The following is a 20,517-nucleotide window of genomic DNA, read 5'->3' as shown; positions in this document are numbered from 1 at the left end:
CGAAAATCAGAATCGAAATCCGAATCTTGCAGAAAAAACAGACCATGAAATTATTTAAGAAAATTGCATTCGTATTTTTAATTGTTATCGTTTTATTCTTGTTGGGAGGATATTTTTATTTCCAAAAGAAATTCACTCCCCCAGAAAACTATTTGAAGGTTTCGGGAATTGCAGAAAAAATTCCAATAAAATGGATTTCAAGCAACGACAACTCGCATTCTGCTTTGCTTTTACCTGTTAAAATAAAAGGAATTAGTTGGACATTTTACATGCAGTTTGATTCGGGTTCGCCTATTACTGTTTTCTACAAAAAATCATTAGAATCTATTGCTGAAAAATTTCAAAATCAGCCGAAAATTGATAATGAAAACATGTCGATTTCTACTGCTTTCACAATCGAAAATATGAATGTAATTTCAGATACATTTGAAATTTTGAATTATGGCGAAGAAATAAATTTTGACGATTTAAAAGCCGTAAATATAATTGGTACAATTGGAACCGATTTATTAGAAAAACGAATTACTATTTTAGATTTTAAAAATAATCAATGCTCTTTTATCGAAAAAATTCAAGAAGATGATTTTGTGGATTTTGAATTTAAAAAACGTAAGATTCTTATTCCGTCTACCATCGAAAATAAAAAATTAAAACTGCTTTACGATTCTGGAACCAGTGGTTATGAATTGATTACTACAAAAGAAATCTGGCGGGAATACAGCAATAAAAATAGCGCTGTAAAAACAGAAAAAGGAAATTCGTGGGGCAATACTTTAATTGTTTATTCCGCTTCCGCGAAAAAAAAAATACAATTTCAAAAAACAATCATAAACCTTTCTGAAGTTACTTACGTTGAAGGCACTTCAGATCTGCAAAAATTTTTAATGAAACGTTCGGGAATGCAGGGAATGATTGGCAACAAACTATTTCTGAACCACAAACTGATTCTGGATTGCAAAAACGAAAAATTTAAATTGGAATAAAAGTAAAATTCTACAATATTAAACGGTTTTAAGAATTGATTTTGATGATGTTTTTGACATTTTCTATAAAAGCTTCAGTGTCTTTGATTTCTTGTTTTATCAATTGATGATGATCAGACAAATCGTGCTGCTCCATCATATCTTTTTTTAAATATTTAATCATCGATTCCAGGCTTCGCGTGTCATCTTGATTTTGTCTTTTTAATTCACGCTGTTTGCTTTCCAGATATTTTAAAGTCTCTTTTAACTTTTGAACGTTTAATTTTCCCAAACCTTTATTTTTAATATTTATAAAAACAATTGCTGGAAATGCAAGAATTCAATATGCTCCAAAAACCAATACCATTTGAATTCAACCTCATCCCCAGCCATTGTTATTGGTACTTACGAACAAATTGATTTTTTGGATTTAGAAATTTTCCTATTTTTTTGCTAATTTTTAAAACAAGAAAATAAACAATTGAATTACAAATATTTAAATTAAAAACAGGAAGAAAATATTTTTAATTTTGAAGCAAAACAGAAAAGAATGAATGTGATTACAAATCATTTTTACCATTAAAAAACACAACTTTCAGAATCTCAAAACATTAGCAAAAATCATTTAAAATTGTGAATATCTATTTGAAGATTTAACTAATTATTTTGCAGTAAGATTTATCTTTGGCATCCTTAAAATTTAAAAAGAGATGAGCGCAATTTGGTACGAATGCAAAGTAAAATATAGAAAGACAGATGAAACTGGAGGACAAAAAGTTTTAACCGAGCCTTATTTGGTTGATGCTTTGTCTTATACAGAAGCTGAAAAAAGAATGACCGAAGAAATGGCCGCGTATACGAGTGAAGAATTTAAAATCACGGCTATTAAAGTGGCAAATTATGCCGAAATTCATCCTTTTGAAAATGCAGACAGATGGTTTAAATCTAAAATCACTTTAATCGCCTATGATGAAGAAAGCGGTAAGGAAAGAAAAACGAGCATGTATATGCTAGTTCAGGCAAATGACGTTCGTGAAGCTTATGACAACACACTTCACATAATGAAAAATACAATGGGCGAATATTCTATTCCTGCTATTACAGAAACACCAATTATGGATGTTTTCCCTTATTTCAGTGGTGAAGAAGGCGAAACAGAAATGTTGGAAAGATTCAATACCTTAAAAGCTTCTAAACCAGAAAAGCCAGAAGCAGAAATAATTGATCACATGGAATTTGAAACTGTCGAGGAATAAGACTTTAAAATTCAAGACTTTTCTAAAAGACTAAAAATAAAAAAAGCAAAATAGATTTCTATTTTGCTTTTTTTATTTCATGCTATTTTAATAGAGCATTTTTGCCAATGGTGTTACCGCCGAAGCCGATTTTGGCAATAAAGCCGTAAGTGCATCAAATTGTGTTGGACTAATATTTTTTTTCATTTTTGAAATAAACGACTCTCTAGTGGTAGTCATTTTAGAAGTATAACCTGCCTTATCAGTAGCCATTGTAGGCAAAATATTCTTCTTTTTGTTTAGAGTTTCATTTACCAATGAATTTACCACCGGTTTTTGAGCATCTGTTAATTTTAATTTTGGAGATAAAACCCCCATAACCTGATTCGCTAAACTAGCAACATCAAAACCTGGTACCGCTGCCGTCGACGCCTTACTCGCCGCTTTTGTAACGTCTCCTATACTTTGTGCATTTGTAAATGAAATTGTCCCTAAAAAGACAACTAAAATCAATAATTTCTTTTTCATGGTATTTTCTTTTAAAGTTATTTGCTTGATACTAAAGGTAATAAAAATGTTAATTCAACTGACATCTTAAAACTATAAATATCTAAATACCTGCACTTTACAGCATTTTGCTCAGAAACATCCCGAATATTCTAAAATCAAAATAAGTTCTATCTTAGCTACAGAATTACGTGTTGATTTGAAACCACTTACAACACAAAAGCCCAAGAAACCTAAGAAACCAAAATCTATATGACCAAAAGAAACCTAATTTTATTCGGATTTATAGTTTTAAAATTCATCCTCCAATATATTTTAATTAGTCCAGAATACGATTTACAGCGTGACGAATATCTGCATCTCGATCAGGCGCATCATTTGGCTTGGGGCTATTTATCTGTTCCGCCTGTTACTTCTTGGTTTTCGTATATTATTTATCTCCTCGGGAATTCGGTTTTCTGGATCAAGTTCTTCCCTGCCCTATTTGGCGCATTGACGCTTTTAATTGTCTGGAAAAGCATAGAACTTTTAAAAGGAAATCTTTATGCTTTAATCCTTGGTGCTTTATGCGTTTTGTTTTCGTGTTTGCTTCGTCTCAACACATTATATCAGCCCAATTCTTTCGATGTTTTATGCTGGACTGCATTTTATTATTTTCTCATACAATACATTACTTCAGAAAACACAAAATGGATTTATTTCGCTGGAATAACTTTCGCCTTTGGTTTCTTGAACAAGTACAATATTTTGTTTTTATTCCTCGGATTAGTTCCTGCTATTTTACTTTCTAAACAGCGAAAAATACTGGCAAAAAAAGAATTTTATTTTGCTCTTGTTTTAGGATTAATACTAATTCTTCCAAATCTTTACTGGCAGTACAGCAATCATTTTCCGATTGTACACCACATGAAAGAATTGGCCGAAACACAATTAGTCAATGTGGATCGAGCCAATTTTCTTAAAGAACAGATTCTCTTTTTTATAGGAGGATTATTGGTGATTTTAGCTGGACTTTATGCCGTTTTATTTTACCAGCCTTTCAAAAAGTACCAATTGTTTTTTGCGGCGTTTATTTTCACACTTTTGATTTTTATTTATTTCAAAGCAAAGGCCTATTACGCTATCGGATTATATCCCATTTATATTGCTTTTGGAACTGTATTTTTATCTGAAATTCTAAACAATGGATGGAAACGTTTTCTAAAACCCGTTTTTATCTTACTTCCACTATTATTTTTTATTCCGATGTACAACATTGCTTTTCCAAACAAAAGTCCTGAATATATAGTGGCGCATCCCGAGAAATACAAAAAAATGGGAATGCTGCGCTGGGAAGACGGAAAAGACCATCATTTGCCACAGGATTTTGCAGATATGCTAGGTTGGAAAGAATTGGCGAGAAAAACAGATTCGCTTTACGCATTAATGCCTAACCAAAAAGAAACTATTGTGCTTTGCGATAATTACGGACAAGCGGGCGCCATTAATTATTATTCTAAAAAAGATATAAAAGCAGTTTCTTTCAACGCTGATTACCTTAATTGGTTTGATCTTAACATTCAGTACAAAAACCTGATTCGTGTTAAGGAATATGACGAAAACAATGAAGAGCTTAAAGAAACAAGTCCGTATTTTGAAACGGCTGTTATTGGCGGTCAAATAACAAATCAATACGCCAGAGAATACGGAACTACAATTTTTGTTTTCACAAAAGCTAAAATCGATATCAATAAGAGATTAGAACAAGAAATTAACGAAGAAAAAAGCGAAATTATAAATGATTAATTTCAAAGATATATCTTATTTAGAAACTGGAAATTCAAAACAGCGAGCTGCATTTCATGTTTTAACCAAACATGGCGTTTTGGAAAAGCTTGCTGAGTTTGATCCTATTTTGGTTGGCACGATTCCGATAGATATTGATATTGAAGACAGTGATTTGGATATTGTCTGTTATTGGCAAAACAAATCTGCTTTTATTGAAAGAATTAAACATTTATTCGAAAAAGAAAACCGTTTTTCGATTCGAGAAATTGTGATTGACAATAAGGAATCGGTTGTTGCAAACTTCTTTATTGAGGCCTTCGAAATAGAAATCTTCGGACAAAATACTCCGACCGAACTTCAAAATGGCTACAGACATATGCTTATTGAAGACCAGATTCTTCGTTCTAGAGACGAAAACTTTAGATTAGCCATCATAAAACTAAAAGAAAGCGGTATAAAAACCGAACCTGCATTTGGCGCGCTATTAGGCTTAAAAGGAAACGTTTACCAAGAATTATTGGATTATAAAATCTAAGAAAAGTCGTCTTTTATAAAAATTATAAAAAATAAAGTACTAAAATTATTTGCATAACCGTATTTAGTGTGTATCTTTGCACCCGAAACATCGCGGGATAGAGCAGTAGGCAGCTCGTCGGGCTCATAACCCGAAGGTCACAGGTTCGAGTCCTGTTCCCGCTACTAGAAAACAAAAAAGCTTCAGATCTCTCTGAAGCTTTTTTGTTTTCTAGAATTTCTCTAAAACTTTTTATATTCGTTGTGTCAAATTATTCTACAGAGTGCAAATTGAATCCGACAGATTCAGCCCCTACCTTTTTCACTTTATAATTCCTCATTTCTATCCCAAGTCCGTGATCTCCTTCAAATGTAGAATTGAAACAGATTCCAAAATAACCTTCATCTATTTTTCCTGCCATATAAATTGCTTTCGGCTTTATCATTGAATCAATAATTTGAGCATCATTATTTATTGGATTAGGATATTTTATGTCGTCTTCAAATTCATTCAAATAATCGTTCCATAGAAATGTGTAATAATCAAAAATACCTTTTCGGATGTCTTTAATAAATGATTCTTGATTTTTAAGAATAGAATCGATTGTTGATTTATGAGTTTCTGAAATCTCTTCATTATCAATTATTAATTGACAATCATCACAATTAAAAATTCTAATTGGCAATCTGCACACTAATTGGTCATCGCTAATTCCGAAGTTTGGATAGGTATAATTCTCCCAAATATATTGACTTGGATATTCTCTTCTATGCCATTCATCAAACGTTTCTTGTGCGCCCATTTATAGTTTTTAAAGTTTGGATTAAATTGTTTTCTAAATTTGAAATATATTAGACTACTATTTTTTTTCCAGTTCTGTTTCGGTATGCATTACACACCCCCACTTATTATTTTCTTTAATCCAAGTAGATGTACAAACACACTTTATAGGCATTTTTGGATTTTGATCTACTATCTCAAAATCGAGGCGATATCCTATTACAGCAGTATTTTCGGCAATTAACTTTTCTTTTACATCATAGATGTTCAGCACTTTTATTTTATTGGTTTGCCCAGAATCGAACATATTTTTGAAATCAGCTTCGCTGATACTTTGAATACCGTTTTTTCCGGCAACTATGCAAGGAAACAGTGTCAGATTTCTTACCGTTTCATAGTTATTATTTTCAACTCCGTGCCAGTATTTTTTTTCCAATTCTATAATTTGTCCTTCCATATTATCTCGTTATTAATTAGACATTTCACAAATTTCACATTAATATTGAAATAAAGCAGCTCTTTTAACATAGATTTAATTCTAAACTTTTTACTTACAAATCTGATTTTGGGCCTTTTGAAATAATAGATCTCATTACGCCAGGAGACCATCTTTGTAACCATACGGCTAGTTTGCCGTGTCCTGTGAAGATGTAATTTCTTTTTCGTTTTAAAATCGCCTTTACCATTACTTTTGCAGCTTTATCTGTAGGCCACATTAAATTTGACGGTCGCGGATCTGACTGTTCAGGATGCCAAATTCCGTCATTATCTATTCTTGCAATTTCCGAAACCACAAATCCAGGATGCACTGTAGTGCAGCTCACGCCCGTTCCCATTAATTCAACCTGCAAAGTTTGACCAATAGAGTTTACAGCCGCTTTTGAAGCACCGTATGCACCTACATTAGGATTAGGAAGATAAGCGCCGACGCTTCCAACCAAACCAATTCTCCCTTTATTTTTCTTTAAATGTGGCAGTGCATATTTTACAGTTAAAGCTAATCCTGTAACATTACCTTGCAATTGCCTGTTCCAATCCTTGGCTGTTAGGTTTTCAATACTTCCAAAAATGCCAAAACCAGCATTGGCTACAACCACATCCAAACGTCCCCACTCTTTAATGATTTGTTGGACTGCATTTTCAATAGAAGTTTCTTCCATTATGTCACACGGAATCACTAGCGCTTCTCCACCTGAATCTCTAATCGAATCAGCAACTTCATCCAGCAGTTCTTTTCGCCTTGAAGAAAGAACCACTTTATACCCTAATCTTGCACATTCAAGAGCCATTGATTTTCCAATGCCAGATGAAGCACCTGTTATCCATATTACTTCTTCTTTTGCTTTTGTCATTTTTACAACATTTATCTCAAAGATATAACTTCTTCATAACAAACCAGATAAAAACAAAAACAAGACTTTCACACTCGTACACCCACGAATGGAACGTTAAAATTAGTGAGAGAAATTCTATATTTAAAATTAAAAAAAACGCAAAGTCGTTTTTGCAACTTTTCAGTTGAATGCATTGGAAAGCATGAAGCTTCTAAATTTTTGCAAAAATATTAGTGTAATATTTTTTACCGTCAGGACTTACCCTCATAGAAATGCCAAAATAATTAAAATCTCCCTCAATATTTTTTTTATGTTCTGGACTATTTAACCATCCATTTAAAACACCTTCTGGGGACTGATAATTGTATCCGACATTTTCGCTTACATTTTTTGCTCCCAATACTCTTCTTATATCTTCAGATCGACTTACAAAATCATTATGGCTTACCAAATTGCTTTCGATCATATTATTATCATGTTCTTCAGCTTTGAAAGAAAGATAATCTTTTACTTGTATAGAATCCAATCCTTTTGATATCCTATAATCATTTAATAATTTCATCGTTTCCAATTCAACCGAATTATAAGTATAATCCGCCATAATTTCATCTTTATAATTTGTTTCCATCCCTTCAGATGAATCAGCAGAACAAGCATTTATAATAAAGATAAATGCTATCAATAATCCTTTTTGCAATGTTTTTTTCATTTTTACCTCATATTGCTTATGTTGTAATACAAAAGCTTTGTTTTTAAATCCATTATTTATGGTGCAAATTTCAGATTACGAAAAACAACAAAACCCCTATTAAAGACTAAAAAACAACACAATAAGACTTAAAAAAACAAAGCAAATCAACTACAAACGAAGTACTTAAAAAATTCTCACTACAAACTTGATCTTAAAATCAAACCAAATAATAGTATAAAAAATGAACTGCCTTTATAGTTTACATAACAAAACCTTTTTGTAATAATTTCATAATCATACTTTTTTATTATCAGGCAAATGTATAAGGACACAAATAAAAAATAAGGAACGATATTTATCCAGTCAAATTCGTCTGTTAGAATAGCAGAAACAATTATTATCCTAATTTGACCTTTCATTTCCTTAGCAAAAACCACAAGATTATTCTTTCAAAATAAAAATTGCTTAATATTTGTAAAAAATATTTTGCCATTAAAAAACAAACCTTTTCTTTTCATACACATAAAACAACAAATTATTAATCAAACAAATACACACACATTAACTTAATTAAAACTGGAAAAATAATCAGCTAAAACAATTTCCAATCAAAAAAAATTAAAAATTTTTCTCAAAATCCTTTGTACATCTCAAAAATAGTTGCATTTTTGCACCCGCAATAGCAAAGCAGGTCCGTTCGTCTATCGGTTAGGACGCCAGGTTTTCATCCTGGTAAGGGGGGTTCGATTCCCCCACGGACTACTTACTAAGACAAAAGCTTCAGAGAAATCTGGAGCTTTTTTTGTTTATATTTACTCCGTTAAATGTTTTAAAAAAGACAATCAAAAAATCAACCCAAATCTTAAAATGAAACACAAATTAATAGCCCTTTTATTTGTATTCGCCTTTGCAAATATGTCTGGACAAGCGCCCGCCAGCAAAACCAATTACACAAACAGTAAATTACCTACAGAAGAAGCTGTTACTAACAAGTCTCTAAAACCGCTTAAAAAGATTTCTCTAGATGATTCCTCAATTTTAATTTACGATTACGACGGTTCGCTTTTTTCATGGGATTTAGAAGTAGAAAGCATTGTTTGGACCGTAAAAGCTTCAGACGCCCACACAGAGATGTGTGCCAACAAAATAACCATACACGATGGTGTTGTATATATTCCGTTTATTAATGGGGAAATTTATGCCGTAGATAACGGAACGGGTACTATCTTCTGGAAATCTAGAATAGGAAACATTACAGACCAAATTGTTTTAAAAGATCAGACTCCGATTATAGCTAACGGAAAACTTTTTATCACTGCCCAAAATCAGAATCAGAGCAGTAATTTATATGCTTTGGACTTAAAAGATGGAAGCTTGGCTTGGAACTACAAATTAGACACTCCAAATAACGATATTGAGCCACTATTTTTCGACAATAAGATCTTTACCCAAAGCGCAAACAATGTGTATTGTTTTGAAGCTAATACAGGAAAACTGCTTTACCAAAAAAGCTTTGACGAAACCATGACTGGAAAACCAGTTACAGATGGCGAAAGCGTTTTTATAGCGGGTGACAAAAATTGGCTTTATGCTTTAAAACCAAACAGCTTAGATGTTTTATGGCAATTTAAAATAGACGAAAACCAAAACAACGTTAAAGAACGCATAGTATGCCACGACAAAAAATTATATTTTGCGGCACAAGGTCCTGAAGTTTCATCTATTTACGCTGTAGATTCTAAAACAGGAACACAGCTTTGGAAAACAGATTTTAAAGGCGATAATGTAGAATACATAGTAAAAGAAGTTGATAATCTTTGGGGATATACGCGCAAAAAGAAACTTTTTGAATTGGACTTATCTAATGGAGAAATCGCTTTTGAAGAAAAATTAACTACACTGCCTATTTCTAATATTGAATTTCCTGCCGACGACAACCTGCTTTACTATTATTGTGATGCAGGCTTAATTCAGTTTGATTTAAAAGAAAAAGACGAAAACGTATACTACATGCGTACTTCTATTAAAGATGACGCTTATAGCGCCTATTTAAAGATAATTCGATAAGAGCTTCTTGCTTTTTGAAATAAAAAAAGACCATTTTTTCAAATGGTCTTTTTTATCCTCTTTTGAGAAAAATTTATGCTCTAAACAAAGCATATTTATTGTAGTTAAACAAAACTACATCATAAGGAACATAAAGCGAAACTATTTTCTCTGTTGATTCATTGAATGTGATTCCGTTGTGCTTTCTAAACAAGTAAATTTCTTTCAGGCAATTAGAAAGACTTTGATGAATCTCGCTTGTAAAAGTTGGCAGTTTTTTGTCGCCCACCAAAAGATCAATCTGGTAGTTTGAACTGCTTTTTGACAAGTTATTTCCAATAATTCTAATTGTAAAAGTTGTTGGTTTTCCGTACTGCTCACCTTGATATTGTAGTGTCATGATTTCTTCTTATTAAGTAATTAGTAATACCGCTGATTAATCGGTTTTTGGTTCTCCGGATACTTTTATTAAAGTTATAAAATTTTAGACAAACATAAAGAATTCAATTCTAAATTAAATGTTATTTTTTTTAAAGACAAAACCTCTAGAAACCATAAAACCGTAACATAGTTACGGTTTTGGCAATTAACTAAATATATTTAATCAACTTGTTTAACGAGTGTAAAATTCATTCATAAGCATCGATTAATTTTGGGTAACTATTGTAATTTATTTTCTTGGTTTATTTCTAATAAAAACGGATTTCCGTTTTCGTCCATCATGGTCATATTTAAAGCATCTAACAATGCTGTCTTTTTTGAAACTTCGCCTGTAAATTTATTGTACGAAAGATTTAATTCTCCCAAACTGCCAAGCTTTTCAATTTCTTGCGGAATCGCGCCCGAAAATTCATTGTCAAATAAACTAAAATTCTCCAACGCACTCCAATTAATAATTTCATTTGTCAAATTTCCCGACAGCTTATTATTATTCAGAAGCAATACTTTTAGACCAGCGATTTTATAAATCGAAACAGGCAGTTTTCCGTTTATCTCATTATGGCAAACAGCTAAAATCTCTAACTGATTCAGCTTTCCAATTTCCGACGGAAGCTCTCCTGAAATCTTATTCATAAAAAGCTCCAAATCTTTCAATTTTGTCAATTGGCAAATCGAAGACGGAATTGTTCCTGACAATTTATTATCGGCAATATTAAGCGTTTCCAATTCTTTTAGATTAAAAATGGAAGAAGACAAACCTCCTTCAATTTTATTCTTTTCCAAATTGAGCGATTCCAAATTTATAAGATCGTAAAAAGCCTCGGGCAATTCTCCTTGTAGATTATTGTCTGCCAAATTTAATGCAACAACTTTTCCGTTTTCAGCTTTTACACCGTACCAGGTAGAAACAGATAGACTTAAGTCCCATTTATTTTTCCATTGCAAACCATTTGTTGCATGATACAATTTTATAAGCGCTTCTTTTTCTTTATCCGAAACAGCATCTGCCAAAACATTTAGCGAAAAAGCAAATAATAGAGAAAGAGTAAATACAATTTTCATAACAGATTTGGGGATTTGTTATAAGGGTAAAAATATACAATTCGTAGGTAAAATACACTAAATATCGGCAAACTGTTAATAAAAATTTTACCTGTAAGATTTATACTACTTTTTAATATTTTTAAAAACCTGCATTTTTTTTGACTACATTTGATCAACTAATTCTAAAAACCTCACATTATGCAAATTAACTTCGTTGCTTTATTCATTGCAGCCATTGTCACACTCGTAACTGGTTTTATCTGGTACAGCCCAAAAGTATTCGGAACCATCTGGATGAAAGAAAATAATCTTACTCAAGAAGAGTTAAGAAAAGGGAATATGCTTAAAATCTTTGGACTTACGTATATTTTTTCTTTAATGATTACAATGACTTTAATGTCTCTTACTATTCATCAGTCTGGAGCTATCGGAATGGTTGGCGGACCTCCTTTAATGGATAGCGCAAAACCTTCTTTTGCAGCTTTTATGGCAGATTACGGAATGGCTTACAGAACTTTTAAGCATGGGGCGCTTCACGGCTTTATGTCGGGACTATTTTTTGCTTTTCCGTTAATTGGAATCAATGGTTTGTTTGAAAGAAAATCTTGGAAATATATTTTCATCCATAGCGGATACTGGATTCTTACTCTAACTCTTATGGGGGGAATCATTTGCGGATTTGCTTAATATCATTTATAAAAAACCCGTTTGAAGAATAATCTCAAACGGGTTTTCTTAATAATAACTTAAACCCCTTTAGTTATTATAAATATTCTCTAATTTTGAAGAAATTAGCTCACTCTTTTGAATACAACATATTCTTTCCAGATTTACAAAAGCGCATCATTACTGCCTGTAGAATGGAACTCGCTTGCAGCAAATAACATTTTTTTGACACGCGAATATCTCGAAGTGCTGGAAAACTCTTGTCCGGTAAATATGACTTGCCATTTTATCGGTCTTTTTGAAGAGAAAAAGTTAATCGGAATTGCGTTAACACAGTTCTTATTTGCAGAAAAACTCGAGTCATTTGGAGAACGCGATAAATGTTTAAAAACTTCGGTGCGTAATTTTGCTTTAAAGAATTTTGCTTCGCATGTTTTATTCGTCGGAAATAATATGCTTACAGGACAAAATGCTTTTATTTTTGATAAAACAATCAAAGAATCCAAAGCAATTAAAACACTTCATAAAGCGATTAACCAGCTAAAAAAAGATTTAAAAGAAAGCGGAAGAAAAGTTCACATTACAAGCATAAAAGATTTTACTGCGAAAGAAATCGAACCGCTTCAAGCTGAATTCAAAAACAATTATACTTTTTCTACTCAACCCAATATGATTTTTAAAATCAATGAAAATTGGAAATCAGAACAAGATTATATTGATGCATTGTCCAAAAAATATCGAGATCAATACAAACGCGCACGAAAAAAATCGGAAGGAATTGTAAAACAGCAAATGTCACTTTCTGATATTAAACAATATGAAGATGTTATTTACGATCTTTATTTTCATGTTGCCAAAAATGCGCCTTTCAACACTTTTTTTCTAGCTCGCAATCATTTTAGTTTTTTTAAAGAAATAATGGGAGAAAACTTTCTTCTGTACGGTTATTTCTTGGATGAAAAACTAATCGGTTTCAATACTTTAATAAAAAATGGAGATGTAATGGACACCTATTTTTTAGGCTATGACGAAGGTGTGCAGCGTGAAAAAATGCTGTATTTAAATATGCTTTACGATATGATTGCGTATTCTATCAAAAAAGGTTTCCACGAAATTGTTTTTGCCAGAACCGCTCTAGAAATCAAAAGTTCTGTTGGAGCAAAACCTGTAAAAATGTACGGTTTAATTACGCACAGCAACGCTTTGATTAATCATAACATTTCTAGATTTTTCAATTATTTGGAACCAAAAATAGAATGGCAGGAGAGAAATCCGTTTAAATAAAAAATGTGTCGCTCCGATGGAGCTTTTTTGTCTTACAGCTTATTTTTCTATACATATTTCGCTCTTCCAGAGCTAAAAAAAAGCTCCGTTAGGAGCATAATAATTTTAGAAAATGTATAATTCAGAAGGCTTAAAAGCTCCAGCGGAGCGACATAATTCAACACTAATATTTCTTCAATAAAATCACGGAACAGCAATTTTCATCTGTTTATGCAGAATATGAATTTCTAACGAAGTCTGCGCACCGCAATATTCACCATCAATTTGAAAATTAACGGGATAATCTGTTTTAATTTCAGCTCTATCGGTCGAGATAATTACAATATCATCAGAATCAATTGGCATATTTCCCGTAATTATTTTTCCAATCAGAAGCAGATCAAGGCTCTTTAAAATCACCAGCTCAAACTTCCCATCATTCATAGCGCCATTCGGATTGATAATTACACCTGTTCCATATTTCTGTGAATTGGCAATTACAATCATTCTTGCCACATGCTCGACCGTTTTGTTATTTGCTGAAATAGTTGCAACGAAAGGTTCTTCAGATTCTTTGAGCGTCGTAAAAGCCTGCAATGCATAGCCCCAAAAACCACGAACATCGCTTTGCTCGTAATTTTTAACCAGATTGGCATTTAATCCAAGATCGCTTAAATGGATGCTTTTTTTACCGTTAATGCAAATCATATCCATTTCGATATAATGGTGCAAAAAGGCTACTTTAAGGTTCTCCTCTATTCCTGTCGGAAGATTTAAGTCGACTGAAAGTCCGTTTGCAGAGCCAGCTGGTAAAATTCCAATTATGACATCTTGATTTTCCATAGCTTCAGCCACCATTTTTATGGTTCCATCGCCTCCCGCAACAATAATTCGTTCTGGTTCCGATTCGTTATATAAAGATTGTATTGCTTTTAAATCATTTTTCCCTGTAGTCTCATACACTTTCAAATCGAAATGATTAGTTACAGCAAACTCTTCTACAGCATCTATCAAATCAGATTTATCTAAGTCTCCAGAAATAGGATTTACCACAAACAGAATATTCTTTTTCAAAATTTTATTTTTAAAACCAATTAAATTAAGTAATTTACAGTTACATAAATATACGTAATTAATGAAACCAATTCTACAATTATATCGCGGTTATGCAAATGAACAAGAGTTAATTGTAATGGGGCATGTTTTTAAAAGGGAACACAAATACAATTTTGAGAACAGGAAATTAAAAAATGCCACTTCGATCCTTAAATTGTTCAGAATAAAAACCATCAAAAATTTTGACGTATATCTTCATTACAACAACGAAATAATTCATACCAAAACACTAGACGACGGGTACTTTAACTTTTGTATTCCACTAGAAAAAGAAACACATTTTGGATGGATGCCTTACGAAGTAAGCTTAAAATACCAAAATGAAACCACAACCTGCAAAGGCAGCTTTATACGACCTCATAAAGGGAAACTAGGAATTATATCAGATATTGATGATACTTTTTTGATTTCGCACACCAATAACATCTTTAGAAAAATTTATATTTTATTGTTCAAAAACGTTAACGATCGTAAAGTTTTTAATGATGTTGTAGCACATTACCAAGCATTAAGTTCTGCTGGAAGAAATAATACCGAAGAAGTAAATGCATTTTTCTATATTTCTAGCAGTGAATGGAATTTATACCGATTTATTGCCAAATTCACACGAATCAACAAACTGCCAAAAGCGGTTTTTCTACTAAAAGATATCAAAAGAGGAATTACTGATTTTTTTATGAGCGGAAGAGGAAATCATGATCATAAATACGAAAAAATTAAACATGTTGTAGAGTTTTACCCAACTTTAAAATATGTTTTAATGGGCGATGATTCACAGCATGATCCAATACTTTACGAAAGAATTTGCAAAATATTTCCCGTTACCGTTGTTGCGGTTTATATTAGACAAACTGGTAAATCTCCCAAAAAAGAAGTTCAAAAGATTCTGCAAAATTTAGAAAGCCTGAATGTTTCTGTTTGCTATTTTAGAGACAGCAGCAAAGCGATTGAACATTCTAGATCGATTGGGATTATTAAGTAGTTTGTTTCAAGTTTCAAGTTTCAAGTTTCAAGTTTCAAGTTTTGAACTGAATAAATATTTAACCGCAAGGCACGTTAAGTTTTTATAAGCTTTTATAAAACGCAAAGTTCGCAAAGCTATCTATCGATAAAGCTTTGCGAACTTTTTACATTGCATGCAAACTACAAAAAACTTAACGTGCCTTGCGGTTAAATTTACCTCTTAAGATTACAACTTGAAACTTGAAACTTGAAACAAAAAAATTAAGCATTCATCCCTTCAATTTCTTCTGAAACAACTTCCCAGTCGATTAACAATTGCTCTAAATCTTGTTTCTTTTTATTGTAAGCTGTAAAAAATGATGCATCTTCGATATGTTTGTCGTAATTGGTTTCTAACATCTTATCGTCGTGCTGGATTTGTTTTTCTAATTGCTGAATCTGACTTTCGATCTTGCTTAACTTGTTTTGAAGTGCTTTTCCTTTCTTCTGATCTTCGTAAGACAATTTACTAGTCTCTTTTTCTTTCGGAGCAGGTGCATTTTTTACCACATCTTTTTTCTCTACTTCGCGCATGTTTTCTAGGTTACGCTGTTCTAAGAAAAAGTTGATGTCTCCTAAATATTCTTTAATCTTTTGATCTTTAAATTCGTAAACAATATTTGACATTCCTTGAAGAAAATCCCTGTCGTGAGAAACCAACAATAAAGTTCCGCCGAATTTTTGAAGCGCGGCTTTTAAAACGTTTTTAGATTTAATATCCAAGTGGTTCGTTGGCTCATCCATAAGCAACACGTTGATTGGCTGCAATAACAGTTTACAAAGTGCCAAACGGTTACGCTCTCCTCCAGAAAGTACTTTAACTTTTTTCTCCACATCATCTCCACGAAACAAGAACGAACCTAACATATCGCGAACTTTCATTCGGTTTGTATCAGTCGCTGCATCTTCCATTGTTTGCAGTAAAGTGATTTCTCCGTCCAAATATTCAGCTTGATTTTGAGCAAAATATCCTAATTGTACATTATGTCCCAATTTGATATTTCCTTGGTATTCAAACTCGTTTACTAGAGCTTTAATAAAAGTCGATTTTCCTTGTCCGTTCTGACCAACAAAGGCAATTTTACTTCCTCTTTCTACCAATAAACTAATATCTTTAAGAATCGTTTTATCTCCGTAAGCTTTTGTTACATGTTCAGCTTCAATAACTACTTTTCCTGGTTCTTTTGAAACTGGAAATGAAATATTCATTACCGAATTATCATCTTCATCTACTTCGATTCTTTCTACTTTATCTAATTTTTTAATCAACGATTGCGCCATAGAAGCTTTAGAAGCTTTTGCACGGAATTTCTCGATTAATTTTTCTGTTTCTTCAATCTTTTTCTGCTGGTTCTTTTGAGTTGCCAATTGCTTTTCGCGAATTTCGTGGCGCAACTCTAAATATTGAGAATATGGCTTATTGAAATCATACGCTTTTCCTAAAGAGATTTCGATTGTTCTATTCGTTACATTATCCAAGAACATTTTATCGTGCGAAACAATTACCACAACTCCAGGATAATTACGAAGGAAATTCTCCAACCAAATGATACTTTCGATATCTAAGTGGTTAGTAGGCTCATCCAGAAGCAATACATCATTGGATTGCAATAACAGTTTAGCCAATTCGATACGCATTCTCCATCCACCAGAAAATGTTTCTGTTTGGTTATTGAAAACTTCTCTTTTAAAACCAAGACCTAAAAGAATTTTCTCTGTGTCTCCCACATAATTGTAACCTCCAAGAAGCTCAAAACGATGTGTGTAATCAGATAAATCTTCAATGATTTGCCCATATTCTTCACTTTCATAATCGGTTCTAGTAACCAATTGATGATTGATTTCTTCTAGTTTTTTCTCTACAACTTTAATCTCTGTAAAAGCCTCATACGCTTCTTCTAAAACGGTTCTTCCTTGTTCAAAATCAATATCCTGACGTAAGAAACCCATTCTAATATCTTTCTCCTGAGAAATAACTCCAGAATCTGGTTTAAAATCTCCTGCAAGCATTTTTAGCATTGTAGATTTACCAGCTCCGTTTTTACCAACAAGACCTACACGGTCACCAGCCCCCAAACGAAAAGTAACTTCTTCAAATAAATAGGTTCCTCCAAAAGAAACAGAAAGATTGTGTATATTAAGCATAATGTATTGCTGTAAATATAAAGGCTAAAAAACCTTTTTTATCATTAAATAAATAAACTGTAAACAAGCGAATTATCCCGTTACAATTTTGAAAGTGCAAAAGTATAACTTTTAATTGAAGTTTTGGCACTGAAAAACAATAGCTTTTGCAAAATTCAAAAACTAAAAACTTTATCTAATTCGTAATTTTACTTCTTTAGTTAAGCCAAAAAAAATTGCATTGGGAATATGCCTTTATATGAATTTTAGAAAAAAAAGAAACATTGTATAAGTTAGAAAGATCCCCAAAACCAAACCAATATAAGCGGTAAGTTTTTATCCTAATTTAGTAGCTTAAAGCCTGAAAATACCCTATATTTGCTCTAAATAATTTTTCCCGTTCACACTGGTATCCAAATACAATCGAGGTGAATTAAAGACTATAAAACTTACTTAAATGTTTAAAAGAGGTTCCAAACTAAATAGCATAATAACAGGAAGTTGTCCGAAATGCCAAAAAGAAAGCATGTATGAAGATAAAAATCCGCTTCATTTAAGCAAAGTTCTCAAAATGAATGAACATTGCAGCCACTGTGGATTTAAATACCAAATTGAACCTTCGTTTTTTTATGGCGCCATGTATGTAAGCTACGGATTAAATGTTGCAGTCGGAATTGCTTCTTTTATTGTTTCTTTTGTCTTTTTTGGAGCCACAATCGAGCAATCTTTTATTACAATCATATTAACATTAGTTGTATTGTTTCCTTTTGTACTGCGTCTTTCAAGAAACTTATACATCAATATGTTCGTATCGTACGATCCTAAGGCCGGTCAGGAGTAAGAGATTTTAAATATCTTTTATGGAAGCGTTTTATATCAGCTTCACGATCTATCGGGGTTCCGTTTTCGATATTGTCATATAACATTTTGGCTAAAGCCGGTCCAAGCATTACACCACGTGTCCCTAATCCATTAAGCAGATGAATGGATTGATAAGCTTCATGAGTACCCACCAAAGGTCTTCTATCAGCAACCGTTGGTCTAACTCCAGCAAAATGCTTTACAATTTCAAAATCACAGGTAATAATTTCTCTAATACGATCTAAAAGTTCTTGTTTTCCTTCTTCGGTAGGAAGATCTGTTTTATCGTGCCAATTGTAAGTAGCACCAACTTTAAATAAATTACCTCCTACTGGCAGAATAAAAACGCTGGTGTTAACAATTAAATCCAATTTCAAATCTGGCGCTTTTATTAAAAACAGTTCACCTTTTGTTCCATCCAGAGGCAGATAATTAAAATAAGGATTTTTGTGCAACCCAAAACCTTCTGCAAATATGATATTGCGAGCTTTAATATTTTTATATTGAATTCCCGAATCAAGAATCTCTAAGAAAGAACTATGGAAAGATTCCTCAAGAAGCAAATTATTTTCCTTTAAGTAGGCTTTATAACTTTCCAATAGCTGTCCAGTTTTAACGTAGCCCGTATGTAAAACTTCTCCGTAATCGTAAGGGGAATCGATTCCTTGATATTTCTTAGTAATTAGTTTCGTTGATAAAAAAGGGGCTAAGTTTATTTTATCAGAAGCTGCAAACCAATTATTCTGTTCTTCTATTGAAAAAAATTTTCGAAGAATTGGCATTTTAAAATTGAATTTCTCTTGCAGCTTGTCTTCAACCTGTTCATAAAATTCATTCATTAGAACCAAATGTTCTTTGGCATTCCACACCTCGCTGAAACGTTTCAAAATCACTGGATTGTACAAACCGCCAGCAATTCTCGAAGAATTCTGAGATTTGTCATCAACAACTAAAATAGATTTATTGTTTTTTAGGGCGATTTCGGCAAAAGAAATTCCAGCCAATCCAGATCCGACGATTAAATAATCAAGCATTGTGAAGTGTATAAAATAAAAAAAACTCTTACTACAAAGGTAGCAAGAGTTTTTCTTATAATTTAGTTTACAAACTTAGTAATTCCACATATCTTCTTCAAAATTACGAATCTTCTCTTTTACTCTTTCAGATTCTAATAATTGGCTCTGTGCATTATCTTTAATATAATCTTTAATCTCACGATCGCCATAAACATTTTCTTCTTTGTATATTACAGCATTAAAACGTCTTGAGTTTAAGATTTGATCGAATGAAATCGGAAGTGCCGAATTTTGATCATTAAAAGCTTTTCCTTCATGAAGTACTTCTCGAGCATTGGGAAAGAAAACCCAGAATAGCTCTATATAATCTTTTTCATCGCTATTCATGGTATAAACATCAGGAGTTACTGGACAAATTCCTAGCAGACGGTACTTTAAATCACTTTGCCTTTTATCAAAATACCAAAAACCTTTAATTTTATACTGAGTAACATCTGCAGCCGTAAGATCTTGTTTTAAAATATATTCGGCAGGAACTGTTCTAGTTGGCCCTACAGTTTGATCAACATAATTGACTTTCTTGTTTTTCCCCGTACCAGTAACCACTTTTTTCTTAACAACACGCGTTCTATAATCGTCAGGATATTGATTAATTAGTTCTCGGCCAGCATCAGTTGTATCAACTCGAGATAAAGCTCCCTGAATGTCTTTTAAAGTCTTTTTAGTATTGAAATAACTATCTGTATAAACTTCTGTAATCTTACCGTTTCTGATTGCTTTGGTTAAAATATCATAAAGCGAACGTCTATCCGAACCAATATTCGCAGTATCAACAGGGAAGTATAATGGAAAATTGATTTTTTCGTTTAAATCAATAATTTCCCAAACCATTTTACCCATCAAAACATCTCGATCATCAACATAACCATATGCTAGAGGTTTATCATTATCAGATATCATTTGAGCAGGTGTTTTATACCCTATCTGATCGGCAGTTTTGGCATTAAGTAAATTAGACTGAGCATTAGAAGTCATACTCCCGAGAACAGCAACAATAGCAATTAATAAATTTCTTACTTTCATCATGATAAATTTTACAGAACATTAAACGAAATTTTATTATAAATATTGTTATTTTTCCTACACAA

General features: G+C 32.4%; 21 protein-coding genes and 2 tRNA genes. 11 read left to right on the top strand and 12 right to left on the bottom strand.

Annotated elements, in window-relative coordinates; translation table 11 throughout:
- The first annotated feature begins 44 nt into the window (after nt 1-44).
- Nucleotides 45-983, top strand: a complete 939-nt coding sequence (locus AC5ZCW_RS15070; RefSeq protein WP_496120715.1) for a hypothetical protein — start codon at nt 45-47, stop codon at nt 981-983.
- 28 nt (nt 984-1,011) lie between these two features.
- Here AC5ZCW_RS15070 and AC5ZCW_RS15065 read toward each other — a convergent pair whose 3' ends face one another.
- Nucleotides 1,012-1,254, bottom strand: a complete 243-nt coding sequence (locus tag AC5ZCW_RS15065; protein ID WP_496120714.1) for a hypothetical protein — start codon at nt 1,252-1,254, stop codon at nt 1,012-1,014.
- A gap of 418 nt (nt 1,255-1,672) precedes the next feature.
- Between AC5ZCW_RS15065 and AC5ZCW_RS15060 the strand changes: the two genes are divergently transcribed.
- A complete protein-coding gene (locus AC5ZCW_RS15060; RefSeq protein WP_343542866.1) occupies nt 1,673-2,218 on the top strand; it encodes a DUF4494 domain-containing protein in 546 nt (181 codons plus the stop codon).
- Nucleotides 2,219-2,305: 87 nt separating this feature from the next.
- Here AC5ZCW_RS15060 and AC5ZCW_RS15055 read toward each other — a convergent pair whose 3' ends face one another.
- A complete protein-coding gene (locus AC5ZCW_RS15055) occupies nt 2,306-2,725 on the bottom strand; it encodes a hypothetical protein (protein ID WP_343542868.1) in 420 nt (139 codons plus the stop codon).
- A 231-nt stretch (nt 2,726-2,956) separates the two neighbouring features.
- Here AC5ZCW_RS15055 and AC5ZCW_RS15050 point away from each other — a divergent pair, with 231 nt between their 5' ends.
- The 3 genes from AC5ZCW_RS15050 (at nt 2,957) to AC5ZCW_RS15040 (ending at nt 5,170) form a co-directional block, all read left to right on the top strand.
- Nucleotides 2,957-4,489, top strand: a complete 1,533-nt coding sequence (locus AC5ZCW_RS15050; RefSeq protein WP_496120713.1) for a glycosyltransferase family 39 protein — start codon at nt 2,957-2,959, stop codon at nt 4,487-4,489.
- Nucleotides 4,482-5,006, top strand: a complete 525-nt coding sequence (locus AC5ZCW_RS15045) for a DUF4269 domain-containing protein (RefSeq protein ID WP_496120712.1) — start codon at nt 4,482-4,484, stop codon at nt 5,004-5,006. The genes AC5ZCW_RS15050 and AC5ZCW_RS15045 overlap by 8 nt, the downstream gene beginning before the upstream one ends.
- 91 nt (nt 5,007-5,097) lie before the next feature.
- Nucleotides 5,098-5,170: transfer RNA gene (locus AC5ZCW_RS15040), tRNA-Met, on the top strand.
- 86 nt (nt 5,171-5,256) lie between these two features.
- On the opposite strand, the gene AC5ZCW_RS15035 is transcribed toward AC5ZCW_RS15040, so the two are convergent.
- The 4 genes from AC5ZCW_RS15035 to AC5ZCW_RS15020 all read right to left on the bottom strand — a co-directional run bounded on the left by AC5ZCW_RS15035 (nt 5,257) and on the right by AC5ZCW_RS15020 (nt 7,808).
- Nucleotides 5,257-5,787 (bottom strand): DUF6985 domain-containing protein, encoded by a 531-nt coding sequence (locus AC5ZCW_RS15035; RefSeq protein ID WP_343542877.1) that lies wholly within the window; start codon nt 5,785-5,787, stop codon nt 5,257-5,259.
- 57 nt (nt 5,788-5,844) lie between these two features.
- Entirely contained in the window at nt 5,845-6,222 is a 378-nt protein-coding gene (locus tag AC5ZCW_RS15030) for a nuclear transport factor 2 family protein (RefSeq protein ID WP_496120711.1), read from the bottom strand.
- A 94-nt stretch (nt 6,223-6,316) separates the two neighbouring features.
- Nucleotides 6,317-7,117, bottom strand: a complete 801-nt coding sequence (locus AC5ZCW_RS15025; protein ID WP_496120710.1) for an SDR family NAD(P)-dependent oxidoreductase — start codon at nt 7,115-7,117, stop codon at nt 6,317-6,319.
- Between the two features lie 193 nt (nt 7,118-7,310).
- Nucleotides 7,311-7,808: a CAP domain-containing protein gene (locus AC5ZCW_RS15020; protein ID WP_496120709.1), complete on the bottom strand. Its 498-nt coding sequence runs from the start codon at nt 7,806-7,808 to the stop codon at nt 7,311-7,313.
- Between the two features lie 672 nt (nt 7,809-8,480).
- Here AC5ZCW_RS15020 and AC5ZCW_RS15015 point away from each other — a divergent pair.
- Together AC5ZCW_RS15015 and AC5ZCW_RS15010 are read left to right on the top strand one after the other, a co-directional pair.
- Nucleotides 8,481-8,552 (top strand) — tRNA-Glu (locus AC5ZCW_RS15015).
- Between the two features lie 105 nt (nt 8,553-8,657).
- Entirely contained in the window at nt 8,658-9,857 is a 1,200-nt protein-coding gene (locus AC5ZCW_RS15010) for an outer membrane protein assembly factor BamB family protein (protein WP_496120708.1), read from the top strand.
- A gap of 73 nt (nt 9,858-9,930) precedes the next feature.
- On the opposite strand, the gene AC5ZCW_RS15005 is transcribed toward AC5ZCW_RS15010, so the two are convergent.
- Nucleotides 9,931-10,236 carry a hypothetical protein gene (locus AC5ZCW_RS15005; protein ID WP_177210753.1) on the bottom strand — a complete coding sequence of 102 codons (306 nt, stop codon included), beginning with the start codon at nt 10,234-10,236 and terminating at the stop codon, nt 9,931-9,933.
- 260 nt (nt 10,237-10,496) lie between these two features.
- The gene (locus AC5ZCW_RS15000) at nt 10,497-11,339 is read right to left on the bottom strand and encodes a leucine-rich repeat domain-containing protein (protein ID WP_496120707.1); all 843 of its coding nucleotides are present in this window, start codon (nt 11,337-11,339) and stop codon (nt 10,497-10,499) included.
- A gap of 180 nt (nt 11,340-11,519) precedes the next feature.
- On the opposite strand from AC5ZCW_RS15000, the gene AC5ZCW_RS14995 reads away from it, so the two are divergent.
- Together AC5ZCW_RS14995 and AC5ZCW_RS14990 are read left to right on the top strand one after the other, a co-directional pair.
- Nucleotides 11,520-12,008 carry a DUF1761 domain-containing protein gene (locus AC5ZCW_RS14995; RefSeq protein ID WP_177210755.1) on the top strand — a complete coding sequence of 163 codons (489 nt, stop codon included), beginning with the start codon at nt 11,520-11,522 and terminating at the stop codon, nt 12,006-12,008.
- Nucleotides 12,009-12,125: 117 nt separating this feature from the next.
- Nucleotides 12,126-13,271: a peptidogalycan biosysnthesis protein gene (locus tag AC5ZCW_RS14990; protein WP_496120706.1), complete on the top strand. Its 1,146-nt coding sequence runs from the start codon at nt 12,126-12,128 to the stop codon at nt 13,269-13,271.
- 183 nt (nt 13,272-13,454) lie between these two features.
- On the opposite strand, the gene AC5ZCW_RS14985 is transcribed toward AC5ZCW_RS14990, so the two are convergent.
- Complete coding sequence (locus AC5ZCW_RS14985; protein ID WP_343542889.1) at nt 13,455-14,324, bottom strand: diacylglycerol/lipid kinase family protein; 870 nt, start codon at nt 14,322-14,324, stop codon at nt 13,455-13,457.
- A gap of 61 nt (nt 14,325-14,385) precedes the next feature.
- Between AC5ZCW_RS14985 and AC5ZCW_RS14980 the strand changes: the two genes are divergently transcribed.
- The gene (locus tag AC5ZCW_RS14980) at nt 14,386-15,348 is read left to right on the top strand and encodes an App1 family protein phosphatidate phosphatase (RefSeq protein ID WP_343542890.1); all 963 of its coding nucleotides are present in this window, start codon (nt 14,386-14,388) and stop codon (nt 15,346-15,348) included.
- Nucleotides 15,349-15,590: 242 nt separating this feature from the next.
- Here AC5ZCW_RS14980 and AC5ZCW_RS14975 read toward each other — a convergent pair whose 3' ends face one another.
- Nucleotides 15,591-17,513, bottom strand: a complete 1,923-nt coding sequence (locus tag AC5ZCW_RS14975; RefSeq protein WP_496120705.1) for an ABC-F family ATP-binding cassette domain-containing protein — start codon at nt 17,511-17,513, stop codon at nt 15,591-15,593.
- A 436-nt stretch (nt 17,514-17,949) separates the two neighbouring features.
- Between AC5ZCW_RS14975 and AC5ZCW_RS14970 the strand changes: the two genes are divergently transcribed.
- On the top strand, nt 17,950-18,333 hold the full coding sequence (locus AC5ZCW_RS14970) for a DUF983 domain-containing protein (protein ID WP_496120704.1): 384 nt from the start codon (nt 17,950-17,952) through the stop codon (nt 18,331-18,333).
- Here the strand turns inward: AC5ZCW_RS14970 and AC5ZCW_RS14965 are convergent.
- On the bottom strand, nt 18,314-19,387 hold the full coding sequence (locus AC5ZCW_RS14965; protein ID WP_496120703.1) for an NAD(P)/FAD-dependent oxidoreductase: 1,074 nt from the start codon (nt 19,385-19,387) through the stop codon (nt 18,314-18,316). The genes AC5ZCW_RS14970 and AC5ZCW_RS14965 overlap by 20 nt on opposite strands.
- A 75-nt stretch (nt 19,388-19,462) precedes the next feature.
- Nucleotides 19,463-20,452: a type IX secretion system ring subunit PorN/GldN gene (porN, locus tag AC5ZCW_RS14960; protein WP_496120796.1), complete on the bottom strand. Its 990-nt coding sequence runs from the start codon at nt 20,450-20,452 to the stop codon at nt 19,463-19,465.
- Nucleotides 20,453-20,517: the final 65 nt, after the last annotated feature.

The sequence above is a fragment of the Flavobacterium sp. PLA-DH12 genome (genome assembly GCF_059511845.1).
This window is presented reverse-complemented; position numbering and strand designations above follow the sequence as displayed.